Origin of the sequence: Streptomyces hoynatensis (genome assembly GCF_003626535.1) — a bacterium.
In the GTDB taxonomy this organism is placed as follows: Bacteria; Actinomycetota; Actinomycetes; order Streptomycetales; family Streptomycetaceae; genus Streptomyces; species Streptomyces hoynatensis.
In genome coordinates this window covers 71,390-88,721 of record NZ_RBAL01000005.1, presented here as the reverse complement: position 1 = coordinate 88,721, position 17,332 = coordinate 71,390, and the positions used below count along the sequence as shown (strand labels likewise).

Sequence of the window (17,332 nt, the reverse complement as noted above, 5' to 3'; positions counted from 1 at the left end):
TCATCTGTTCTAAACCAACTGGTTGATTTAGGAGTGTCCGCCATGTCCGATGCCATGTCCGATGCCATGTCCGATGCCGTGTCCGAGCCCACGTCCGAGGCCGGTTCCGACCTCCCCGGCGCCCCCGGCGCCGTGCCCGAAGCACCGCCCGCCCTCCCAGTGCGCTCGCCGCTGCCGACGGCCCTGGCCGGGCAGTCCGTGCTGATCGTCGGCGGCAGCTCCGGCATCGGCCTGGCCGCCGCCCGCCTGCTGCGTGAACTCGGCGCCCGGGTGGTGCTCGCCGGCCGCGACCGGGCCAGGCTCGACGCCGCCCGCGAGGCGCTCGCGACGGACGGGGCGGCGGCGACGGCCGGCGAGGCCGGCGGTCCCGCCGCGGGCCCGGGCGGCCCGGATGCCGCGGGCGTGCGCACCTTCACCGCCGACGTGCAGGACGAGGAGGCGCTCGCCGCCGGCTGGGACGAGGCGGGCGCGATCGACCACGTGCTGGTCACCGCGGGCGGCATCGGGGGCGGGCCGATCCGGGAGGCCGGCCGCAAGGCCGTCGAGGAGACCGTGGACAGCCGGCTGTGGGGCAGCTACGCGGTGGCCAGGGTCGCGGCCCGCCGGCTCCCGCCGGGCGGCTCGCTCACCTTCTTCTCCGGCACCTACCTGATCCGCCCCATTCCCGGCGCCGCCGCGGCCATCGGCAGCGTCGGCGCGGTCGAGGCGATGACCAGGGCCCTCGCCGTCGAACTCGCCCCCGACCGGATCAGGGTGAACGCGGTCCGGTCCGGCTCGGTGGACACGCCCCTGCTGCGCAGGCTGCTGCTGAACGGGGGTCCGGCGGAGGGCCCCGAGGCGGAGGCGCGGCTCGCCGCGGCGGGCGCGAGCACCCCGCTCGGCCGCTTCGGCACGGCCGAGGAGGCGGCGGCCGCCGCGCTGACCCTGATGGCCAACACCTACATCACCGGCACCGTCCTCACCATGGACGGCGGCCAATTGCTGGCCTGACCCGGCGGGTTGCCGACGGCGGCGGGCCGTTACCGCAGAACGCGCCGCGCCCCGCCCCGCAGAACGCGCCGCGCCCCGGCCTTCACTGCGCCACTCCGGCGAGCAGCCAGCGCCGTACGGGAACCTCGAGGAGCACCCGCCCGCCCCGCGGGTCCCGTACGGCGGTGACGTCCCACGCGTACTTGGCCTGGAAGGCCCGGACGATTTCGGGCGGGAACGGGCCCCGGTGCACGCGCGCCACGCCCTCGGCCACCACGGGCAGCCGGCCGTCCTCCAGGCTCAGCGAGACCCGCGGGTCCCGGTCGATGTTGCGCACCTTCACCGCGCGGCCGTCGGTCCCGATCCACCAGCGGCCGTCCCGGAAGACGAACCAGACGGGCGTCACGTGGGGGGAGCCGTCCGCGCGCACGGTGCACAGCCAGGCCCGTGGCTCCTGCGTCAGGCGGGCGAGCACCTCGGGCGGCGGCGTGTCCTGTTCGGCCCTCACGCCCCCATCCCACCCGGCAGGGCCCGCCCGCCGCATCGGCCCCTCTCCCGGACCATCGTCCTACGTCTCCCGACCGGGCCGGGCCGCCTCCCCCCGCGGGCGGTCCCCCGCCGCCCTCCCGCGCGGGCGGTCCCCCGGGCCCGGCTCCCCGGGGACCGCGTCCCAGGCCGGGCCCGCCTCGCGTCCCGTGGCCAGGGCCTCGCCCAGGGCCGTCCGGTAGTAGAGCACCAGGCGGCCCGAGCGGCGGCGGTGCACCAGCCGGGCCTCCCGCAGCACCTTCAGGTGGCCGCCGACCGAGCCGAGGGAGAGCCCGGTGAGCGCCACCAGCTGCGTGGTGCTCAGCGGCGAGCCGAGTTGCCCGAGCACCGCGGCCCTGGCCGGGCCGAGGAGCCTGCCGAGCGCGGCCCCGGGCGGCCCGGCCGGTTCCGGGCCGGCGAGCAGCCCCGTCGCCGGGTAGATCACCGAGTAGCGGCGCGGCTCCTCCCAGCCCACCCAGCCGCGCGGCGTGGTGGTGGGGATGAACAGGAGCTGCGCGCCGGACAGTTCGCGCGGCGGGTAGGGGTTGGCGTTGATCCGCAGCCGGCCGTCGCCGAGCCAGCGCATGCCGGGCCGCAGCCCGTCCAGGGCGGCGGCCCAGCCGCCGGAGCCCAGGGCCTGGGCGCGGGAGACGATGTCGGCCTCGAACAGCCGCCGCAGGCGCGGCCATTCGGGGCGGACGGTGTGCGTCCAGACCCAGTCGAGCAGCCCGGCCACCCGGTCGGGCAGGTCGGGGACGCACAGCCGGGCGGGCGGCGGCCCGTTCAGCCCCTCGGCGAGGTCCGCCAGGGCGGCCTCGGGCGGGGTGGCGCGCACCCGCCGCAGCTCGTCGTGGAAGGTGCGGTCGCCCGGCAGCGGCGGGGTGACCAGCAGGTCGGGCAGCCAGCGCGGCGGCAGCGCCACCCGCACGAACCCCGCTGCGAAGGGATCGGCGGCGAGCCGCCGGCGGAACGCGGGGGCGTGCGCGCGCAGCCAGTCCTCGCGCCCGGGCCGCGTCTCGCCGCGCGCCAGGGCAAGCAGCGCGGCGACCGTCTCGGACAGCGGGGACACCGCGAACCTGCCCCGCGCCAGCACGTCGGCCGGGATCACCCACACGCCCACGTTTCGCCTCCGCCCGAAAAGCTAACCCCTCCGCTGGGCGCCGCAACACACTGACGGGCGTGCGCAGTTACCGAGAGCTGTTCCGCCTCGCCGAGTTCCTCCCGCTCTTCCTCGCCACCACCGCGCAGGTGGCCGCGGTCACCGTGCAGGGCCTCGCGCTGGCCACGCTGGTCTACGGGGCAACCGGCTCGCCGCTGCTGTCCGCGGTCAGCATGTTCGGCGCCTCGTTCACGCAGGTCATCGGCGCCACGATGCTGCTGTCCGCGGCGGACCGGCTGCCCCCGCGGGCGGCGCTGGCCGCCTCGGGCCTGCTGTTCGCGGCCGGGGCGTGCCTGCTCGCCGTCCCCGGCCTGCCGGCTGGCTGCCTGCTGCTCGTGGTCCTCGCCCTCGGCCTGGTCAACTCGGTGGCGGGCGCGGTCCGCTGGGGCCTCCTGCTGCGGATCGTGCCCGAGGGCGGCTACGTGCCGGCGCGGGCGGTGTTCAACGTGTCGAGCGGGCTCACCCAGATCGGCGGGGCCGCGCTGGGCGGCGCCCTGATCGCCGCCCTCTCGGCGCGCGGGGCGCTGCTGCTCGCCGCGGCGCTGTTCGCGGCGACGGTGCCCGCGGTCCTCCTCGGGCTGCGGCCGAGGCCGCCGTGGTCGGCGGGGCGGCCGAGCGTGGCGGAGACCTGGCGCGTGGACCGGCTGCTGTGGTCCTCGCCCGCGCGCCGCGTCGTCTACCTCGCGCTGTGGGTGCCCAACGGCCTGATCGTGGGCTGCGAGGCCCTGTTCGTGCCGTACGCGCCCGGCTCGGCCTCGGTGCTCTACGCGGCGGCGGCCTTCGGCATGCTGCTGGGGGATGCCTCGGTGGGGCGGCTGGTGCCCCCGCGCCTGCGGGCCCGGCTGATCACGCCGCTGCGGCTGCTGCTGGCCGCGCCCTTCCTGCTGTTCGCGCTGCCCTTCAGGCTGCCGCTCGGGCTCGCGGTCGCGGTGGTGACTCTCGCCTGCCTCGGCTACGGGGCGAGTCTGCTGCTCACGGAGCGGCTGGTGACGCTGACCCCGGAGGAGAACCGGGGGCAGGCGCTCGGGCTGCACAGCGCGGGGCTGCTCTTCTTCCAGGCGGTGGGCGCCACGCTGGCGGGCGCGGTCGCGGTGCCGCTCGGCCCGGCCGGCGCGATGGCGGCGATGGCGGCCGCCTCGCTGCTGGTCTCGCTGCTCCTGACCCGGGGGCTCAGCGCGGGGCGAGTACCACCCACACCCGGCCGGGAGCGAACCGGAACGGGTCCCCGCCAGGAGTCGTGAACTCGGTGACGTCGCCCGCCTTTTCGCGCGACCACCTGGCGCGGAACTGCATTCCCTCGCGCAGCACGGTGGCCTCCCCGGCGCCGACGGTCTCGCTGAAGGGCGTGGAGCCGCCCTCGGCGTCGTGGAAACGGGACTGGGCGACGGTCACCGACTGGATGACGACGGTGGTGGCGTACAGGTCGGCGGGCTCGCCGTCCAGGGAGATCCGCCACTCCTCCCGCTCGCGGTCCCAGTCGAAGGCGAGGCCGGCGTGCGGGTAGGAGACCTCGACGTGCTTGGTGACCTCGCCCCCGGCGCGCGGGGCCTTGCCGAAGCGCAGGCCGACGTCCCGGGGCGGGGAGGCGTCGGGCGCGGCGTCGAGCACCGCGGCGGGGTGCACGTAGAGGTCGTTCGGGGCGGGGCGGTCGTCGTGCCGCTCGTAGGCGCCGGAGGCCGCGCTCTCCGGCACCGCGAAGAGCGGCGCCTTGTCGAGCCGCGGCTGGAGCATGCTCTGCACGCCCGCGTAGGCCAGGGCCGGCCTGCCGAACTGGCGCAGCAGCCGCAGATCGGTCTCCCGCACGCCGCGCACCGGGCCGACGAGGTCGGGCAGCTCGCCCGAGTAGAGGGCGGCGAAGCCGGTCAGGCCGTCGTCCACCTCCTCCACGTAGACGAGGTCGGCCGCGTCCAGGCCGGTCTGCGGGCGCGCCTTCGGGGCGTTGCCGACCTTGACGGCGACCACCCGGGCCAGGCCGGCCTGCTCGCCGGTGAAGGCGGACACCCGCTCCTCCCCGGAACCGCCCCCGCAGCCGGCGGCGAGCGCCGCTGCGGCGAGCAGCGCGGCGGCCCGCCTGCGGCCGCGCCGTGGGTGCCGTCGTGTGGGGAGCCCGGGGTGCGTCCGGAGGGAAAGCGGTCCGTGGAGCCGTCCGTTCTTCACGGTCTCCATGTACCGGGGGCGCCGCGCGCCCGGCGGGAGCGCGGGGGCGGGCCGCGTGCCGTTCACCGGATCGGCGGGCGGCGGCCGAGCGCACGGGTGTACGGGTGAGCGCGGGGCGGGGCGACCGGGAGGCGCGTGCCGCCCGCGCGCCGGTGGGGGAGGTGGTGCGCGCGGGCGCTCGGCGCTTTCCGGGAGGCTTCGGCCGCCCCGGGGCGCACCCGGAGGACGACCGGAATCGAGTGAAAATGGTTCCCGTTTCTGTATGCTGGCTGCGGCCGGATGACCCGCATGGCCCACATCGCGGCGGCCGCCGGCTGGGGAACACCGCGAGCACGGGGTACTCGTATCCGGCCGTGCCCGGGGCGCGGGCCTTCGAGGCAGGGACGGGCATCGGGCCACGGCGTGAGGCAAGGCCGCACAGTGCGCAGAGAGCGAGGACAGTCCCATGAAGTCCGGAACCCACCCGCCCTACCACCCGGTCGTCTTCCGCGACCGGGCCGCGGGCTACGCCTTCCTCACCCGCTCGACCGCCACCAGTGACCAGACGATCGAGTGGGAGGACGGGAACACCTACCCCGTGGTCGACGTCGAGACCTCCTCGGCCAGCCACCCCTTCTACACGGGCACCAAGCGCGTGATCGACACCGCGGGCCGCGTGGAGCGCTTCGAGCGCCGCTACGGCAGGCGCGGCGGGTCCGAGGGCGGGGGCCGCTGATGCTTCCCGTCGTCCTGGTCGGCGGGCTGCACACCGACGCCCGCCGGGCCGCGGTGTGGCGGCTGCTGCGGGCGGTGCCCGGCAGCCTCGCCCTCTACCACGACCTCGCGGAGGCCACCGCCCGCGGCCGTGTCGTCCGCACCGTCCGCGACTCCGACGGCGTGGTCCGCGGCGCGGAGACCCCGGTGGGCGAGGAGTGCGCCTGCTGCGCGGTGCGCGCCGACCTGGTGCCCGAGCTGACCCGGATCGCCGAGGACGGCATGTGCGAGCTGGCGGTCGTCGAGCTGTGGGACTCGGTCGAGCCGCGCTCGGTGGCCGAGGTGATCGCCGCCAACGCCGGGGAACGGCTGCGGCTGGCCGGGGTGGTCACCGCCGTGGACCCGGCGCTCGTCCTGCCGTACCTCGCCTGCGGGGACGACCTGACCGACGCCGGCCTCGCCGCCTCGGCGACCGACCAGCGCACGGTTGCGGACACCTGGGCGCGCCAGCTGGAGTACGCGCCGGTGCTCGCGCTCGTGGGCGGGCGGGAGACGGCGGCCGAGGCCGATCGCGCCCTGCTCACCCAGCTGCACCCCACGGCGGCCCGCGTGCACGTCGCCGACCAGGCCTATCCGCGCCTGGCCACCGGCGGCTTCGACGTCGAGGCGGCGGCGGCCAGGCAGCACCCGGCCAGCGCGCTGCTGCCGCAGGAGGCGGAGGAGCACGGGGTCAGCACCCTCGTCTGGCGCCACCGGCGGCCCTTCCACCCGGGACGGCTGTACGCGGCGCTCGAGCAGCTGACCTGCGCCGCGCCGCGCAGCCGGGGCCGCTTCTGGCTCGCCGACCGGCCCGACACGCTGGTCGCCTGGGACGCCGCGGGGGGCGCGCTCTCCGTGGACAACGCCGGTCCCTGGCTCGCCGCGCTGCCGGAGAGCGCCTGGGAGCTGGTGCCGCCGGTGCGGCAGGTGGCCGCCGCGATGGACTGGGACCCGGAGCTCGGCGACCGGGTGCAGCACCTGGTGTTCACCGCCCCGGGTCTCGACGCGGCCGGGCTGCGCCGCCTGCTGGCCTCCTGCCTGCTGACCGACCGCGAGTACGCGGCGGGGCGCGAGGAGTGGCGGCGGCTGCCCTCGGCGTTCGACGAGCTGCTCGACCCGGTCTCCACCTGAACGCGCCCGGCGCCCGGGCGCCCGTCCCGGCGCGCCCGGCGCGTGGCGCCCCACCGAACGCGCCCGGCGCGGGAGTTGCCGCCCGCGGCGCCTCCGCGGCCTCCGCGGCCCCCGCCGCCCCGGCGGGGGCCGCCCGCCGCACCCGCGCGCCGGCGCGGAATGCCCCCGGCGGCCGGCGCGTTGCCCCGCAGGCACACGTCCTCGCGCGGGCCGGCCCGCGCCCACCCCCCGGGGGATCTCATGAGCGGCGCCCGTTCCTTCCTCTTCCTGCTCGGCAGCACCCGGCCCGGCGGCAACACCGAACTGCTCGCCCGCGAGGCGGCCGGGCGGCTGCCCGCGGGGACGGCGCAGCGGTGGCTGCGGCTGGCCGAGCACCCCCTGCCCGACTTCGAGGACCGGCGGCACGGCGGCGAGCCACCCGCCCCCGAGGGCGCCGAGGCGATGCTCCTCGCGGCCACCCTCGCCGCCACCGACCTGGTGATCGCCTCGCCGCTGTACTGGTACTCGGTCAGCACGCCCACCAAGCGCCTGCTGGACCACTGGTCGGGCTGGCTGCGGCTGCCCGGCGTCTCCTTCCGCGCGGAGATGGCCCGCCGCACGCTGTGGGGGGTCACCGCGCACGCCCACCGGGAGCCGGAGGTGGCCGCGCCCCTGATCGGCACGCTGCACCATTCGGCGGCCTACTTCGGCATGCGGTTCGGCGGGGTGCTGCTCGGCAGCGGCAGCAGGCCGGGCGACGTGCTCGCCGACGAGGGGGCGATGGCCAGGGCGGAGACCTTCTTCGCCACCGAGCCGGCCGTGGCACGCTTCCCCTACGTGGAGGACCTGCTCGCCCGGGCGTCCTGAGCCGAATCCGCGGACGGGCCCTGCCGTGTCCTTCCCGGCGCCTATGGTGGCCGTGGCGGTTGAGGCGAGAGGTCAAAGGGCGGCGGAGCTGATGAGTGCGACGAGCGCGACGGGCGGGGCGAAGGCCCCGGAGTGGGTCGCGGGCGAGGCGGCGGCACAGGCGGCGGCGCGGGAGGCGGGCGCCGGGGGCCAGGCCGCGGTGAGCGCGGCGCTGCGCACCCTGCACTCCGTCTTCGGGTACGAGGCGTTCCGCGGCGAGCAGGAGGCGATCATCGAGCACGTGATCGCGGGCGGGGACGCGGTCGTGCTGATGCCGACCGGCGGCGGCAAGTCGCTGTGCTACCAGATCCCCGCGCGGGTGCGGCGGGGCACGGGCGTGGTGATCTCCCCGCTGATCGCGCTGATGCAGGACCAGGTGGACGCCCTGCGGGCGCTCGGCGTGCGCGCCGGCTTCGTCAACTCGACGCAGGACTTCGAGGAACGCCGGGTGGTGGAGGCCCAGTTCCTCGCCGGCGAGCTCGACCTGCTGTACCTGGCCCCGGAGCGGCTGCGCCTGGAGGCGACGCTCGGGCTGCTCGGCCGCGGCGAGATCTCGGTCTTCGCGATCGACGAGGCGCACTGCGTGGCGCAGTGGGGCCACGACTTCCGCCCCGACTACCTGTCCCTCTCCCTGCTCGGCGAGCGCTGGCCCGAGGTCCCGCGGATCGCGCTGACGGCCACGGCGACCCGCGCGACGCACGAGGAGATCACCCAGCGGCTCGGCCTGGCCGGGGCGCGGCACTTCGTGGCCAGCTTCGACCGGCCCAACATCCAGTACCGCATCGTGCCGAAGGCCGACCCGAAGCGGCAGCTGCTGGCGTTCCTGCGCGAGGAGCACCAGGGCGACGCGGGCATCGTGTACTGCCTGTCCCGGCGCGCCGTCGAGGCGACCGCCGAGTTCCTCACCCGCAACGGCATCGAGGCGGTGGCGTACCACGCCGGCCTCGACCCGGCGACCCGCGCCGCGCACCAGTCGCGGTTCCTGCGCGAGGACGGCCTGGTGGTGGTGGCCACCATCGCCTTCGGCATGGGCATCGACAAGCCCGACGTGCGGTTCGTCGCCCACCTCGACCTGCCCAAGTCGGTCGAGGGCTACTACCAGGAGACGGGCCGGGCCGGGCGCGACGGGCTGCCCTCCACGGCGTGGATGGCCTACGGGCTCCAGGACGTGGTGCAGCAGCGCAAGCTGATCCAGTCGGGGGAGGGCGACGAGGCGTTCCGGCGGCGCGCGGCCGGGCATCTGGACGCGATGCTCGCCCTGTGCGAGACGGCGCGCTGCCGCCGCGCCCAGCTGCTGGCGTACTTCGGACAGGAGCAGGGGGCCGAGACCTGTGGCAACTGTGACACGTGTCTGAGCCCGCCGGAGACGTGGGACGGCACCGTCGCCGCCCAGAAGGTCCTCTCCGCGGTGGTGCGGCTGAAGCGGGAGCGGGGGCAGAAGTTCGGCGCGGGACAGGTGATCGACATCCTGCTCGGCCGCAAGACCGCCAAGGTGATCCAGTTCGACCACGACCAGCTGTCGGTCTTCGGCGTGGGCCAGGAACTCGCCGAGGCCGAATGGCGCGGTGTCGTGCGGCAGTTGCTCGCCCAGGGGCTGCTCGCGGTGGAGGGCGAGTACGGCACGCTTGTGCTGACCGAGGGCAGCGCGGAGGTGCTGCGCGGCCGGCGGCAGGTGCCGCTGCGGAAGGAGGCGCGGCAGGCCGCGGCGCCCGGGGCGCAGGGCCGGGCGGAGCGGGGCGCCAAGCGGGCGAAGGCGGCCGAGGACCTGCCGGAGGAGCTGCTGCCGCTGTTCGAGGCGCTGCGCGCCTGGCGCGCGGAACAGGCCCGTGAGCAGGGCGTTCCCGCGTACGTCATCTTCCACGACGCCACCCTGCGGGAGATCGCCACGCTGCGGCCCGCCTCCCTGTCCGCGCTCTCGGGCATCGGGGGCGTCGGCGAGAAGAAGCTGGCCACGTACGGGGAGGGCGTGCTCGCCGTCCTGGCGGAATGGCAGGAGGGCACGGCACGGCCGGCCCCCGGGGAACCCGAGGGGCTCAAGGGGCACGAGGGGCACGAGGGCTTCAAGGGGCTCAAGGGGCCGGAGGGACCCGGGGGACCGGAGGGGAGGCCGGGGTCCCGGGCGGCGGGGGAGGACTGGCCCGAGGAGGACTGGGCCGCGCAGGAGCCGGAGCCGGAGCCGGAGCCGGAGATGTGGGGCTGAGCTGCGCGGGCGCCCGGCCGCGCCCGCGCGACCCGCGCGCGGGCCGCGGTCCTGGCGGCGCGCCGCCTCGCGCGGGAACCACCGGGCGGCCCACCGCGTCTCAAGCAGGGCTAGAGGGGCATTGTTGTGCCGCTGCCGTGACGGAACGGCGACAGCGCGTCGTGCACGTGCATTATCCCGTGCAGATGCAATTGAACGACGTTATGATCGGCGGTAGTTGAGTCCCACGCGTGCGTGTGGGGCTCTCGTTGCACCACTCGCGCGACCCGGGAGAGACCGTTGCCCGACGCTTACAACGGCATGGCCGCACATGAGCTCCGGAACGTGGTGTGGTTCAAGAGCAGCCACAGCAACTCACAGGGCACCTGTGCGGAGTTCGCGAAACTGCCCAGCGGGGACGTAGCCGTTCGCAATTCACGGTTCCCCGACGGGCCCGCGCTGGTCTACACCCCGGCAGAGGTGGAAGCACTGCTGCGGGGTGTGAAAGACGGCGAGTTCGACCATCTCATCGGCTGAAGGGGCCGCCATCGGCTGAAGGGGCCGCCATCGGCTGACGGGCGCCCAGGGGGCGCATCGGGGGCGTCAGCCGAGCTGGAAGACCGCCCAGACCACCTTGCCGCGCCGCTCGCCGGTCAGCCGGCGCCAGCCCCAGCCGTCGCTGAAACACTCCACCAGGTGGAGTCCGCGTCCCGACTCGGCCGCGCCGTCCATGTCCCCCACGCGCGGGGCCGAGGCGCTCGGATCCTGCACCGCGCATATCAACCGGCGTGCGCACAGCATGAGTTCGAGCTCGACGGCCGCCGTCTGCGCGCCCGGGGATGCGGAAGACACCGCCTGTGCCGGGACCGCGGGAGCGGCGGGGGCGGTCTGCGGCGCGCGGGAGGGCGAAGGGCCCTGCGCCGGCACCTGCCGGGTGGCGAGGCCGTGGCGCAGCGCGTTGGTCACCAGCTCCGAGACGACGAGCGAGACCGCGTCGAACTGCTCGGGCAGCCGCCAGCCGTACAGGGTGTTGCGCGTGAAGTCGCGGGCGCGGCGCACCGATTCCGGCCGGGGAGAGAGGCCGAGGGTCGCGGTGCCGGCCAGCGTCCGCGGGTCGACGGGTGGGAACGGTTGCCCTAACTGGTCGAGCATGGGCAGTCCTTTGGTTCCCATGACGCGGCACTCCTGGCTTACGGCGACGGCACTCGTCTCGTACGAGGGCTGACATACCCGAAGCCATCCCCCGTGCCTGCCCCGGCTGTGATCGCGGCAGGGTCGTGCTGACGCACCGGTTCCCAGCGCGCAGGGCTCATGCTTCCCAACGCTCACGGCAAATGCAAGGGCAGATGCACGTGCATGAAAAATTTTGATTGACTGTAATCACGTGGGCACCCAACGGCACGTGAAGATGGCAGACTTCGTCTCGTCGGAAGTGGAGGGTGTGTGCGAATGAGTACCGAACAGATCGTGGGGAGCACGAGCGTGCGAAGCGTCCCCGCTTCGGCCGGCGGCTCGATGGTTCGCCGCATCCTGCTCGGCTCCCAGCTGCGGCGGCTGCGCGAGGAGCGCGGCGTCACCCGGGAGGAGGCCGGCTACTCGATCCGCGCCTCCGAGTCCAAGATCAGCAGGATGGAGCTCGGCCGGGTGAGCTTCAAGCCGCGCGACGTCGCCGATCTGCTCACCCTCTACGGCGTCACCGACGACGACGAACGCGAGCCCCTGCTACGCCTCGCCCGCGCCTCGGGACAGGCCGGCTGGTGGCACAACTACAACGACGTCCTCCCCAGCTGGTTCCAGACCTACATCGGCCTGGAGGCCGCGGCCGAGCGCATCGGCACCTACGAGCTGCAGTTCGTGCACGGTCTCCTCCAGACCGAGGCCTACGCCCACGCCGTGATGGTCAGCGGTCACCGCGGACGCCTGCCCCGCTCCGAGGTCGACAAACGCATCGCCCTCCGGCTCGGCCGCCAGAAGCTCCTGGTCTCGGAGAACGCCCCGCACCTGCACTGCATCCTCGACGAGGCCGCGCTCCGCCGCCAGTACGGCGGCCACGCCGTGATGGACGAGCAACTGCGGGCCCTGCTCGCCTACTCCGAGTACCCCAACGTCACCCTCCAGGTGGTGCCGTTCGCGCAGGGCGGGCACGTCGCCGAGTCCGGGGCGTTCACGCTGCTGCGCTTCGCCGAGCACGAGATCCCCGACCTGGTCTACCTGGAGCAGCTCACCGGCGCCCTGTACCTCGACAAGGGCGAGGAGGTCGCCGCCTACCAGGACGTGCTCGACCGCCTGGCCGAGTCGGCCCTCGACGTCGCCGCCACCCGGCAGCTGCTGACCGAGCTGCGCCGCGCGCTCTGACCGCCGGCCGGGGCCGCGGGCCAGGCCCGCCGGCCGGCGCCTCAGCCGAAGGGGTTCGGCTCGCCTTCGGGCAGCACCTCCACGCTGCGCTCCCCCTCACCCGCCATCACGTACGCGCCCTGCTCCAGCCGTTCGATCAGGCCGCGCGTCCACTCCGCGCTGCACTCCGCGTGGTGCACCCACAGCCGCATGATCTCCCCGATGTGCCCCCACCCGGCGGGCGGGTCCTGCGGCGTCCACTCCGCGCCCACCTCCTCCCGCCACGCCTCCAGCCGGGCCACCCGCTCCCGCAGCAGCGCCACCGCCTCCCGCCGCGGCAGGTCGACCAGGAAGCCCACGCCGCAGGTGAGCACGTCGATCCGCTGGTCGTGGGCCCGCAGCGAGGCGCGCAGCAGCTCCAGGTACGCCTCCTCGCCCGCCGCGGTCAGCTCGTACTCGGTGCGCGGCGGGCCGCCCGCCGGGCTCGGGGCCGTCTCGTGCGCCAGCAGCAGGCCCTCCTTCGCCATCTGCTTCAGCGCGTGGTAGATCGACCCCGGCTTGGCGTTCGACCAGCGGTGCGCGCCCCAGAACTCGAGGTCGTTGCGGACCTGGTAGCCGTGCGCCCGCCCGTGCTGCCGCACCGCCCCCAGCACCAGGAGCCGAATGACCGACATCGACCAGCCGCCCTTCTGCGCCCGTCCGCCCGCCCACGCCGGAGGCGGAGATCACGAGTCTCCCACCCCGGCCTCCGCCACCCGGCGCCAGGCGGGAGGCCGGGCGGGGGCGAAAGTCCCGCGCGGGCCCGCGGGAAAGAGGGTGTGTGATCCCTGCCGCGGAGGTACCCGGAGGCACTCCGGGTGGTTTTATCCTCGCGGTGAGGGGCTGGGGCGGGACCGGCCACGACAGGGAGGAGTACGGCGGGCGTGGCCGGGGAGAGCAGGCGTCCTGGGGTCGAAGAGCCGGTGGACCAGGAGACGACCTCGGGCTTCGCCATTCCCGAGGGACTCGCCGCACCCGCGGCCGAGCAGGAGCACCCCACCTCGGAGTTCGCCGTGCCCGAGGGGCTGACCGTGGCGCCGCGGCCCGCGCCGCGCAGCGAGTTCACGCCCGCCCAGGGCATACCCGCGCCCGCAGGGCTGCGGAACGCCCCCTGGCAGGACCGGATGCGCAGCCTGGTGCGGCTCCCGCTGGCCGAGCGGCCCGCGCCGGAGCGGGTGCCGCAGGGCGAGGACGAGGCCCCGATATCCGTGCCGCGCGTGCTCGACCTGACGCTCCGCATCGGCGAACTGCTCCTCGCCGGCGGGGAGGGCGCCGAGGACGTCGAGGCCGCCATGTTCGGCGTCGCCCACGCCTACGGCCTCGACCGCAGCGAGGTCACCGTCACCTTCACCCTCATCTCGGTCACCCACCAGCCCTCCCTGGTGGACCCGCCGGTCTCGCTCAGCCGCACCGTCCGCCGCCGCGGCACCGACTACACCCGGCTGGCGGCCGTCTTCCGGCTGGTCGACGACATCTCCTCGGGCGAGGTCACCCTGGAGGAGGCGTACGGGCGCCTGGCGACCATCAGGCGCAACCGGCACCCGTTCACCAAGTGGCAGCTCACCCTGGCCAGCGGCCTGCTCGCCGGGGCCGCCAGCACCCTGGTCGGCGGCCACTGGCAGGTCTTCCTGCTGGCCGCGGTCGGCGCCATGCTCGGCGACCGGCTCGCCTGGCTCGCGGCCGGCCGCGGAGTGCCGGAGTTCTACCAGTTCGTCGCCGCCGCCATGGCCCCGGCCATGGTCGGCGTCCTGTGGGCCGCCGTGCACCCGAGCGGGGCGGACGAGCGGCAGGCGGCCGCGATGATCACCGGCGGCCTGTTCGCGCTGATCCCGGGACGCGCCCTGGTCGCCGGGGTACAGGACGGCCTGACGGGCTACTACCTGACCGCCTCGGCCCGCCTCCTGGAGGTGGTCTACCTCAGCGTCGGCATCGTCTGCGGCGTGCTCGCCGTGCTCTACGTCGGCGAGACCTCGGGGGTCAGCCTCGACCCCGACGTGCTGGACCGCGCCACCCGCCCGACGCTCCAGCTCGGCGCCGCGCTGCTGCTCTCGCTGACGTTCTGCGTGCTGCTCCAGCAGGCGCGGCCCAGCGTCATCCCCGCCACCCTCAACGGCGGGGTGGCCTGGCTGATCTACGGCGCGATGCACGACACGGCCCGGCTCTCGCCGTTCGCCGCGACGGCCGTCGGCGCCGGGATGGTCGGCCTCTTCGGCCAGCTGCTGGCCAGGTACCGGTCCACCTCGTCGCTGCCCTACGTCACCGCGGCCATCGGCCCGCTGCTGCCGGGCAGCGCGGTCTACCTCGGGCTGCTCGGCTTCGCGCAGGGCAACGTGGACGCCGGCATCCAGAACCTGCTGACCGCCGTCACCCTGGCCCTGGCCATAGCCATCGGGGTGAACCTGGGCGGCGAGATGGCCCGCCTGTTCATCCGGATTCCGGGCCAGGCCGCCCCGCTCGGCCGCCGTGGCGCCAAGCGCACCCGCGGCTTCTGACCGGGCGGGGTCATTCGGCCAGCTTCAGCCCGATCACGCAGGCGACGATCCCCAGCAGGAGAGCGAGCTTCAGCACACTGGCCGGCTCGTCGCCCACCAGCATCGCGTAGGCGGCGGTGCAGGCCGCGCCCGTGCCGACCCAGACCGCGTAGCCGGTGCCGACCGGCACGGTCCGCAGGGCGAAGGCGAGGCCGGCCATGCTCAGCGCGAGGCCGGCGCCGAAGACGACGTCGGGCACCAGGCGGCTGAGCCCCGCCGACTTCCCGAGGGCCGTGGCCCACACCGCCTCGAGCACGCCGGAGACCACGAGAACAACCCATGCCATGGAGGACTCCCCGCGCCGTCTTGTCGTGGGGCTGGGTACGGCGCACCTCGTCCAGGAGCCGGTAGGGCTCTGCCCCCAAGGCTCTCACGCGGCGCGCCGCCCGCCAATCGACCCCCCGCGGCCGGGCCACGGGGGCGCCGGGCCACGGGGACGCCGCGGCACGCCGGTGCGGCGGGCGCGGCGCGGGGAGGGCGGGGCTCAGTGGCCGCCCGACTCCGCGGCCCGCTTGAACGAGGTCTCGATCTCCGCCTCGGCCTCGGCGCGGCCCACCCAGTTGGCGCCCTCGACCGACTTGCCCGGCTCCAGGTCCTTGTAGACCTCGAAGAAGTGCTGGATCTCCAGCCGGTCGAACTCGCTGACGTGGTGGATGTCGCGCAGGTGCTCCACCCGCGGGTCGGAGGCGGGCACGCACAGCAGCTTGTCGTCGCCGCCGGCCTCGTCCCGCATCCGGAACATGCCGATCGCCCGGCACTGGATCAGGCAGCCGGGGAACGTCGGCTCTTCGAGCAGCACCAGCGCGTCCAGCGGGTCCCCGTCCTCCCCCAGCGTTCCTTCCACGAAGCCGTAGTCCGCGGGGTAGACGGTCGAGGTGAACAGGTGCCGGTCCAGCCGGATGCGGCCCGTCTTGTGGTCCACCTCGTACTTGTTACGCGAACCCTTCGGAATCTCGATGGTGACGTCGAACTCCACGAGGGCACTCCTTAACCGATCAATGCACGCGACAGGTGGTTAAGTGTCCCTCACGGAGGTGTCCGCTCGCGAAAGGGGCTGGTCCTTACTGTGCGCAGGGCAGCAGAGATCCGCGACGCGCTGCGTCAACACCGGGCCACCTGGCGGCTGGCCGTGGGCGCGGCGGCCGCGGGGCTGGCCGTCGCCGCCGGGGCGGTGGCCCTGGCCGGGCCCTGGGACGCCGGCCAGCGAAGCGCCGAGCGCAGGCAGGCCGCGGCGGACGCGACCGGTGACCGGATGGACACGGAACGGATCGGGAGCACTCTACCGGCCGCCGAGCCCGTCCTCGTCCCCCTCGAAGCCGGGGAGGGCGGCGCGGAGGGGGCCGGGGTCCCCGCCGGGCTGACGGACGCGCTCGGCTCGCTGCTCGGCGACCCGGCCCTCGGCGACCACGTCACCGCCGCCGTCCTCGACCTCACCACGGGCGAGCGCCTCTACGCCGAGGACCCGGGCGGCGGCCGGGTCCCGGCCTCCACGATCAAGATCGTCACCGCCCTGGCCGCGCTCGACGCCCTCGGCCCCGACCATCGCCTGGCCACCACCGTCCGCTGGGACGCCGACGGGGAGCGGGTCGTCCTCGTCGGCGGCGGCGACCCGACCCTCACCGAGGCGGACCTGGCCGGCCTTGCCCGGCGCACCGCCGCCGCCCTGGCCGAGCGCGGGATCACCGGCGCCTCCCTCGCCTACGACGTGTCCCTCTACGCGGGGGGCGGCCAGCGTCACCCGCTCGGGGTCAACGACAACATCGCCCTCATCACCCCCCTCCAGGTCAACGAGGGGCGCCTCGACGGCAGCACCTCCGGCCCCACCCCCCGCGCCACCCACCCGGAACAGGACGCCGCCGAGCTCTTCGCCGCGGATCTCGCCGAGGCCGGGCTGCGGGTCGAAGGCCGGCCCGCCAGGCACGCCGCGCCCGAGGACCCCGAGGAGGCGGAACAGCTCGCCATCCACCGCTCCGCGCCCCTCGGCTCCCTGGTCGAGCGCATGCTGACCAACAGCGACAACGACCTGGCCGAGGCGCTGGGCAGGCACACCGCCCTGGCCCAGGGCAGGCGCGCCGACTTCCGCGGCGTGGGGCGGGCCGTGGCGCAGGAGCTGGACGCCCTCGGCCTGCCCCACGAGGGCGTCAGGATCGCCGACGCGAGCGGCCTGGACCGCGAGGACCGCCTCACCGCCGACCTGCTCACCCGCGCCCTGGTCGCCGCGGGCGACCCGGACCGGCCCGAGCTGCGCCCGGTCCTCACCGGCCTGCCCGTCGCCGGGTTCACCGGCACGCTCGCCGGCCGCTTCGACGGGGACGCGGGGGCGGCGCGGGACACGGACCCGGTGGCCGGGGGCGCCGCCGCGGCGCCGGCCGACGCGGGGGCGGGCGCGGTCCGCGCCAAGACCGGGACCCTCACCGGCGTCAACACCCTGGCGGGCACCGTCATGACCCGGGACGGCCGGGTGCTCGCCTTCGCCTTCCTCGCCTCGGGGACCGCCGACGCCGCCGCGGCGGAGGCCGCCCTCGACGCCGCCGCCGGCACCCTGGCCGGCTGCGCCTGCGGGTAGCCGCGGGCGGCGCCCGCCTCACCCGTCCGCAGCAGCGCGCGCCGCGCCCGCCGCCGTGCCGCGTGGCCGCCGGAGGGCGCCGCCCGGGCCGGGTGCGGGCGGCGGGGCGGCGCGTGGCCCGCCGT

Annotated in this window: 17 protein-coding genes and 1 riboswitch; of the genes, 10 read left to right on the top strand and 7 right to left on the bottom strand. The window is 75.6% G+C overall.

Annotation, left to right across the window (positions count from 1 at the left end):
* Positions 1 to 42: 42 nt before the first annotated feature.
* Complete coding sequence (locus D7294_RS10675; protein ID WP_277751079.1) at positions 43 to 990, top strand: SDR family oxidoreductase; 948 nt, start codon at positions 43 to 45, stop codon at positions 988 to 990.
* 82 nt (positions 991 to 1,072) lie between these two features.
* Here D7294_RS10675 and D7294_RS10670 read toward each other — a convergent pair whose 3' ends face one another.
* Together D7294_RS10670 and D7294_RS10665 are read right to left on the bottom strand one after the other, a co-directional pair.
* Positions 1,073 to 1,477: a TIGR03618 family F420-dependent PPOX class oxidoreductase gene (locus D7294_RS10670; protein ID WP_241562258.1), complete on the bottom strand. Its 405-nt coding sequence runs from the start codon at positions 1,475 to 1,477 to the stop codon at positions 1,073 to 1,075.
* A gap of 60 nt (positions 1,478 to 1,537) precedes the next feature.
* Positions 1,538 to 2,614: an ArsR family transcriptional regulator gene (locus D7294_RS10665; protein WP_120678137.1), complete on the bottom strand. Its 1,077-nt coding sequence runs from the start codon at positions 2,612 to 2,614 to the stop codon at positions 1,538 to 1,540.
* Between the two features lie 59 nt (positions 2,615 to 2,673).
* Between D7294_RS10665 and D7294_RS10660 the strand changes: the two genes are divergently transcribed.
* Positions 2,674 to 3,894: an MFS transporter gene (locus tag D7294_RS10660; RefSeq protein WP_120678134.1), complete on the top strand. Its 1,221-nt coding sequence runs from the start codon at positions 2,674 to 2,676 to the stop codon at positions 3,892 to 3,894.
* Here D7294_RS10660 and D7294_RS10655 read toward each other — a convergent pair.
* Positions 3,824 to 4,654, bottom strand: coding sequence for a DUF3048 domain-containing protein (locus D7294_RS10655; protein WP_241562257.1), 831 nt, complete (start codon positions 4,652 to 4,654; stop codon positions 3,824 to 3,826). The two genes, D7294_RS10660 and D7294_RS10655, sit on opposite strands and share 71 nt — an antisense overlap.
* Positions 4,655 to 5,255: 601 nt before the next feature.
* Here D7294_RS10655 and D7294_RS10650 point away from each other — a divergent pair.
* The 5 genes from D7294_RS10650 (at position 5,256) to D7294_RS10630 (ending at position 10,274) form a co-directional block, all read left to right on the top strand.
* The gene (locus tag D7294_RS10650; protein ID WP_120678131.1) at positions 5,256 to 5,525 is read left to right on the top strand and encodes a type B 50S ribosomal protein L31; all 270 of its coding nucleotides are present in this window, start codon (positions 5,256 to 5,258) and stop codon (positions 5,523 to 5,525) included.
* Positions 5,525 to 6,673, top strand: a complete 1,149-nt coding sequence (locus tag D7294_RS10645) for a CobW family GTP-binding protein (RefSeq protein WP_120678129.1) — start codon at positions 5,525 to 5,527, stop codon at positions 6,671 to 6,673. The genes D7294_RS10650 and D7294_RS10645 overlap by 1 nt, the downstream gene beginning before the upstream one ends.
* 240 nt (positions 6,674 to 6,913) lie before the next feature.
* A complete protein-coding gene (locus D7294_RS10640; protein WP_120678126.1) occupies positions 6,914 to 7,519 on the top strand; it encodes a flavodoxin family protein in 606 nt (201 codons plus the stop codon).
* Between the two features lie 91 nt (positions 7,520 to 7,610).
* Complete coding sequence (gene recQ / locus D7294_RS10635) at positions 7,611 to 9,758, top strand: DNA helicase RecQ (RefSeq protein ID WP_120678124.1); 2,148 nt, start codon at positions 7,611 to 7,613, stop codon at positions 9,756 to 9,758.
* Positions 9,759 to 10,037: 279 nt separating this feature from the next.
* On the top strand, positions 10,038 to 10,274 hold the full coding sequence (locus D7294_RS10630; protein ID WP_120678121.1) for a DUF397 domain-containing protein: 237 nt from the start codon (positions 10,038 to 10,040) through the stop codon (positions 10,272 to 10,274).
* 66 nt (positions 10,275 to 10,340) lie between these two features.
* Here D7294_RS10630 and D7294_RS10625 read toward each other — a convergent pair whose 3' ends face one another.
* Positions 10,341 to 10,910: an ATP-binding protein gene (locus D7294_RS10625; RefSeq protein ID WP_120678118.1), complete on the bottom strand. Its 570-nt coding sequence runs from the start codon at positions 10,908 to 10,910 to the stop codon at positions 10,341 to 10,343.
* Between the two features lie 342 nt (positions 10,911 to 11,252).
* Here D7294_RS10625 and D7294_RS10620 point away from each other — a divergent pair, with 342 nt between their 5' ends.
* On the top strand, positions 11,253 to 12,092 hold the full coding sequence (locus D7294_RS10620; protein ID WP_120678115.1) for a helix-turn-helix domain-containing protein: 840 nt from the start codon (positions 11,253 to 11,255) through the stop codon (positions 12,090 to 12,092).
* A 41-nt stretch (positions 12,093 to 12,133) separates the two neighbouring features.
* Here D7294_RS10620 and D7294_RS10615 read toward each other — a convergent pair whose 3' ends face one another.
* Positions 12,134 to 12,745, bottom strand: a complete 612-nt coding sequence (locus D7294_RS10615; protein WP_120678112.1) for a PadR family transcriptional regulator — start codon at positions 12,743 to 12,745, stop codon at positions 12,134 to 12,136.
* Positions 12,746 to 12,994: 249 nt separating this feature from the next.
* Between D7294_RS10615 and D7294_RS10610 the strand changes: the two genes are divergently transcribed.
* Positions 12,995 to 14,602 carry a threonine/serine exporter family protein gene (locus D7294_RS10610; protein ID WP_120678109.1) on the top strand — a complete coding sequence of 536 codons (1,608 nt, stop codon included), beginning with the start codon at positions 12,995 to 12,997 and terminating at the stop codon, positions 14,600 to 14,602.
* A 10-nt stretch (positions 14,603 to 14,612) separates the two neighbouring features.
* On the opposite strand, the gene D7294_RS10605 is transcribed toward D7294_RS10610, so the two are convergent.
* Complete coding sequence (locus tag D7294_RS10605) at positions 14,613 to 14,927, bottom strand: DMT family transporter (RefSeq protein WP_120678106.1); 315 nt, start codon at positions 14,925 to 14,927, stop codon at positions 14,613 to 14,615.
* A gap of 9 nt (positions 14,928 to 14,936) precedes the next feature.
* A riboswitch (guanidine-III (ykkC-III) riboswitch) is annotated at positions 14,937 to 15,000 on the bottom strand.
* Positions 15,001 to 15,125: 125 nt separating this feature from the next.
* Positions 15,126 to 15,617, bottom strand: a complete 492-nt coding sequence (locus D7294_RS10600; protein ID WP_120678104.1) for an inorganic diphosphatase — start codon at positions 15,615 to 15,617, stop codon at positions 15,126 to 15,128.
* A 90-nt stretch (positions 15,618 to 15,707) separates the two neighbouring features.
* Between D7294_RS10600 and dacB the strand changes: the two genes are divergently transcribed.
* Complete coding sequence (dacB, locus tag D7294_RS10595; protein ID WP_241562256.1) at positions 15,708 to 17,207, top strand: D-alanyl-D-alanine carboxypeptidase/D-alanyl-D-alanine endopeptidase; 1,500 nt, start codon at positions 15,708 to 15,710, stop codon at positions 17,205 to 17,207.
* Positions 17,208 to 17,332: the final 125 nt, after the last annotated feature.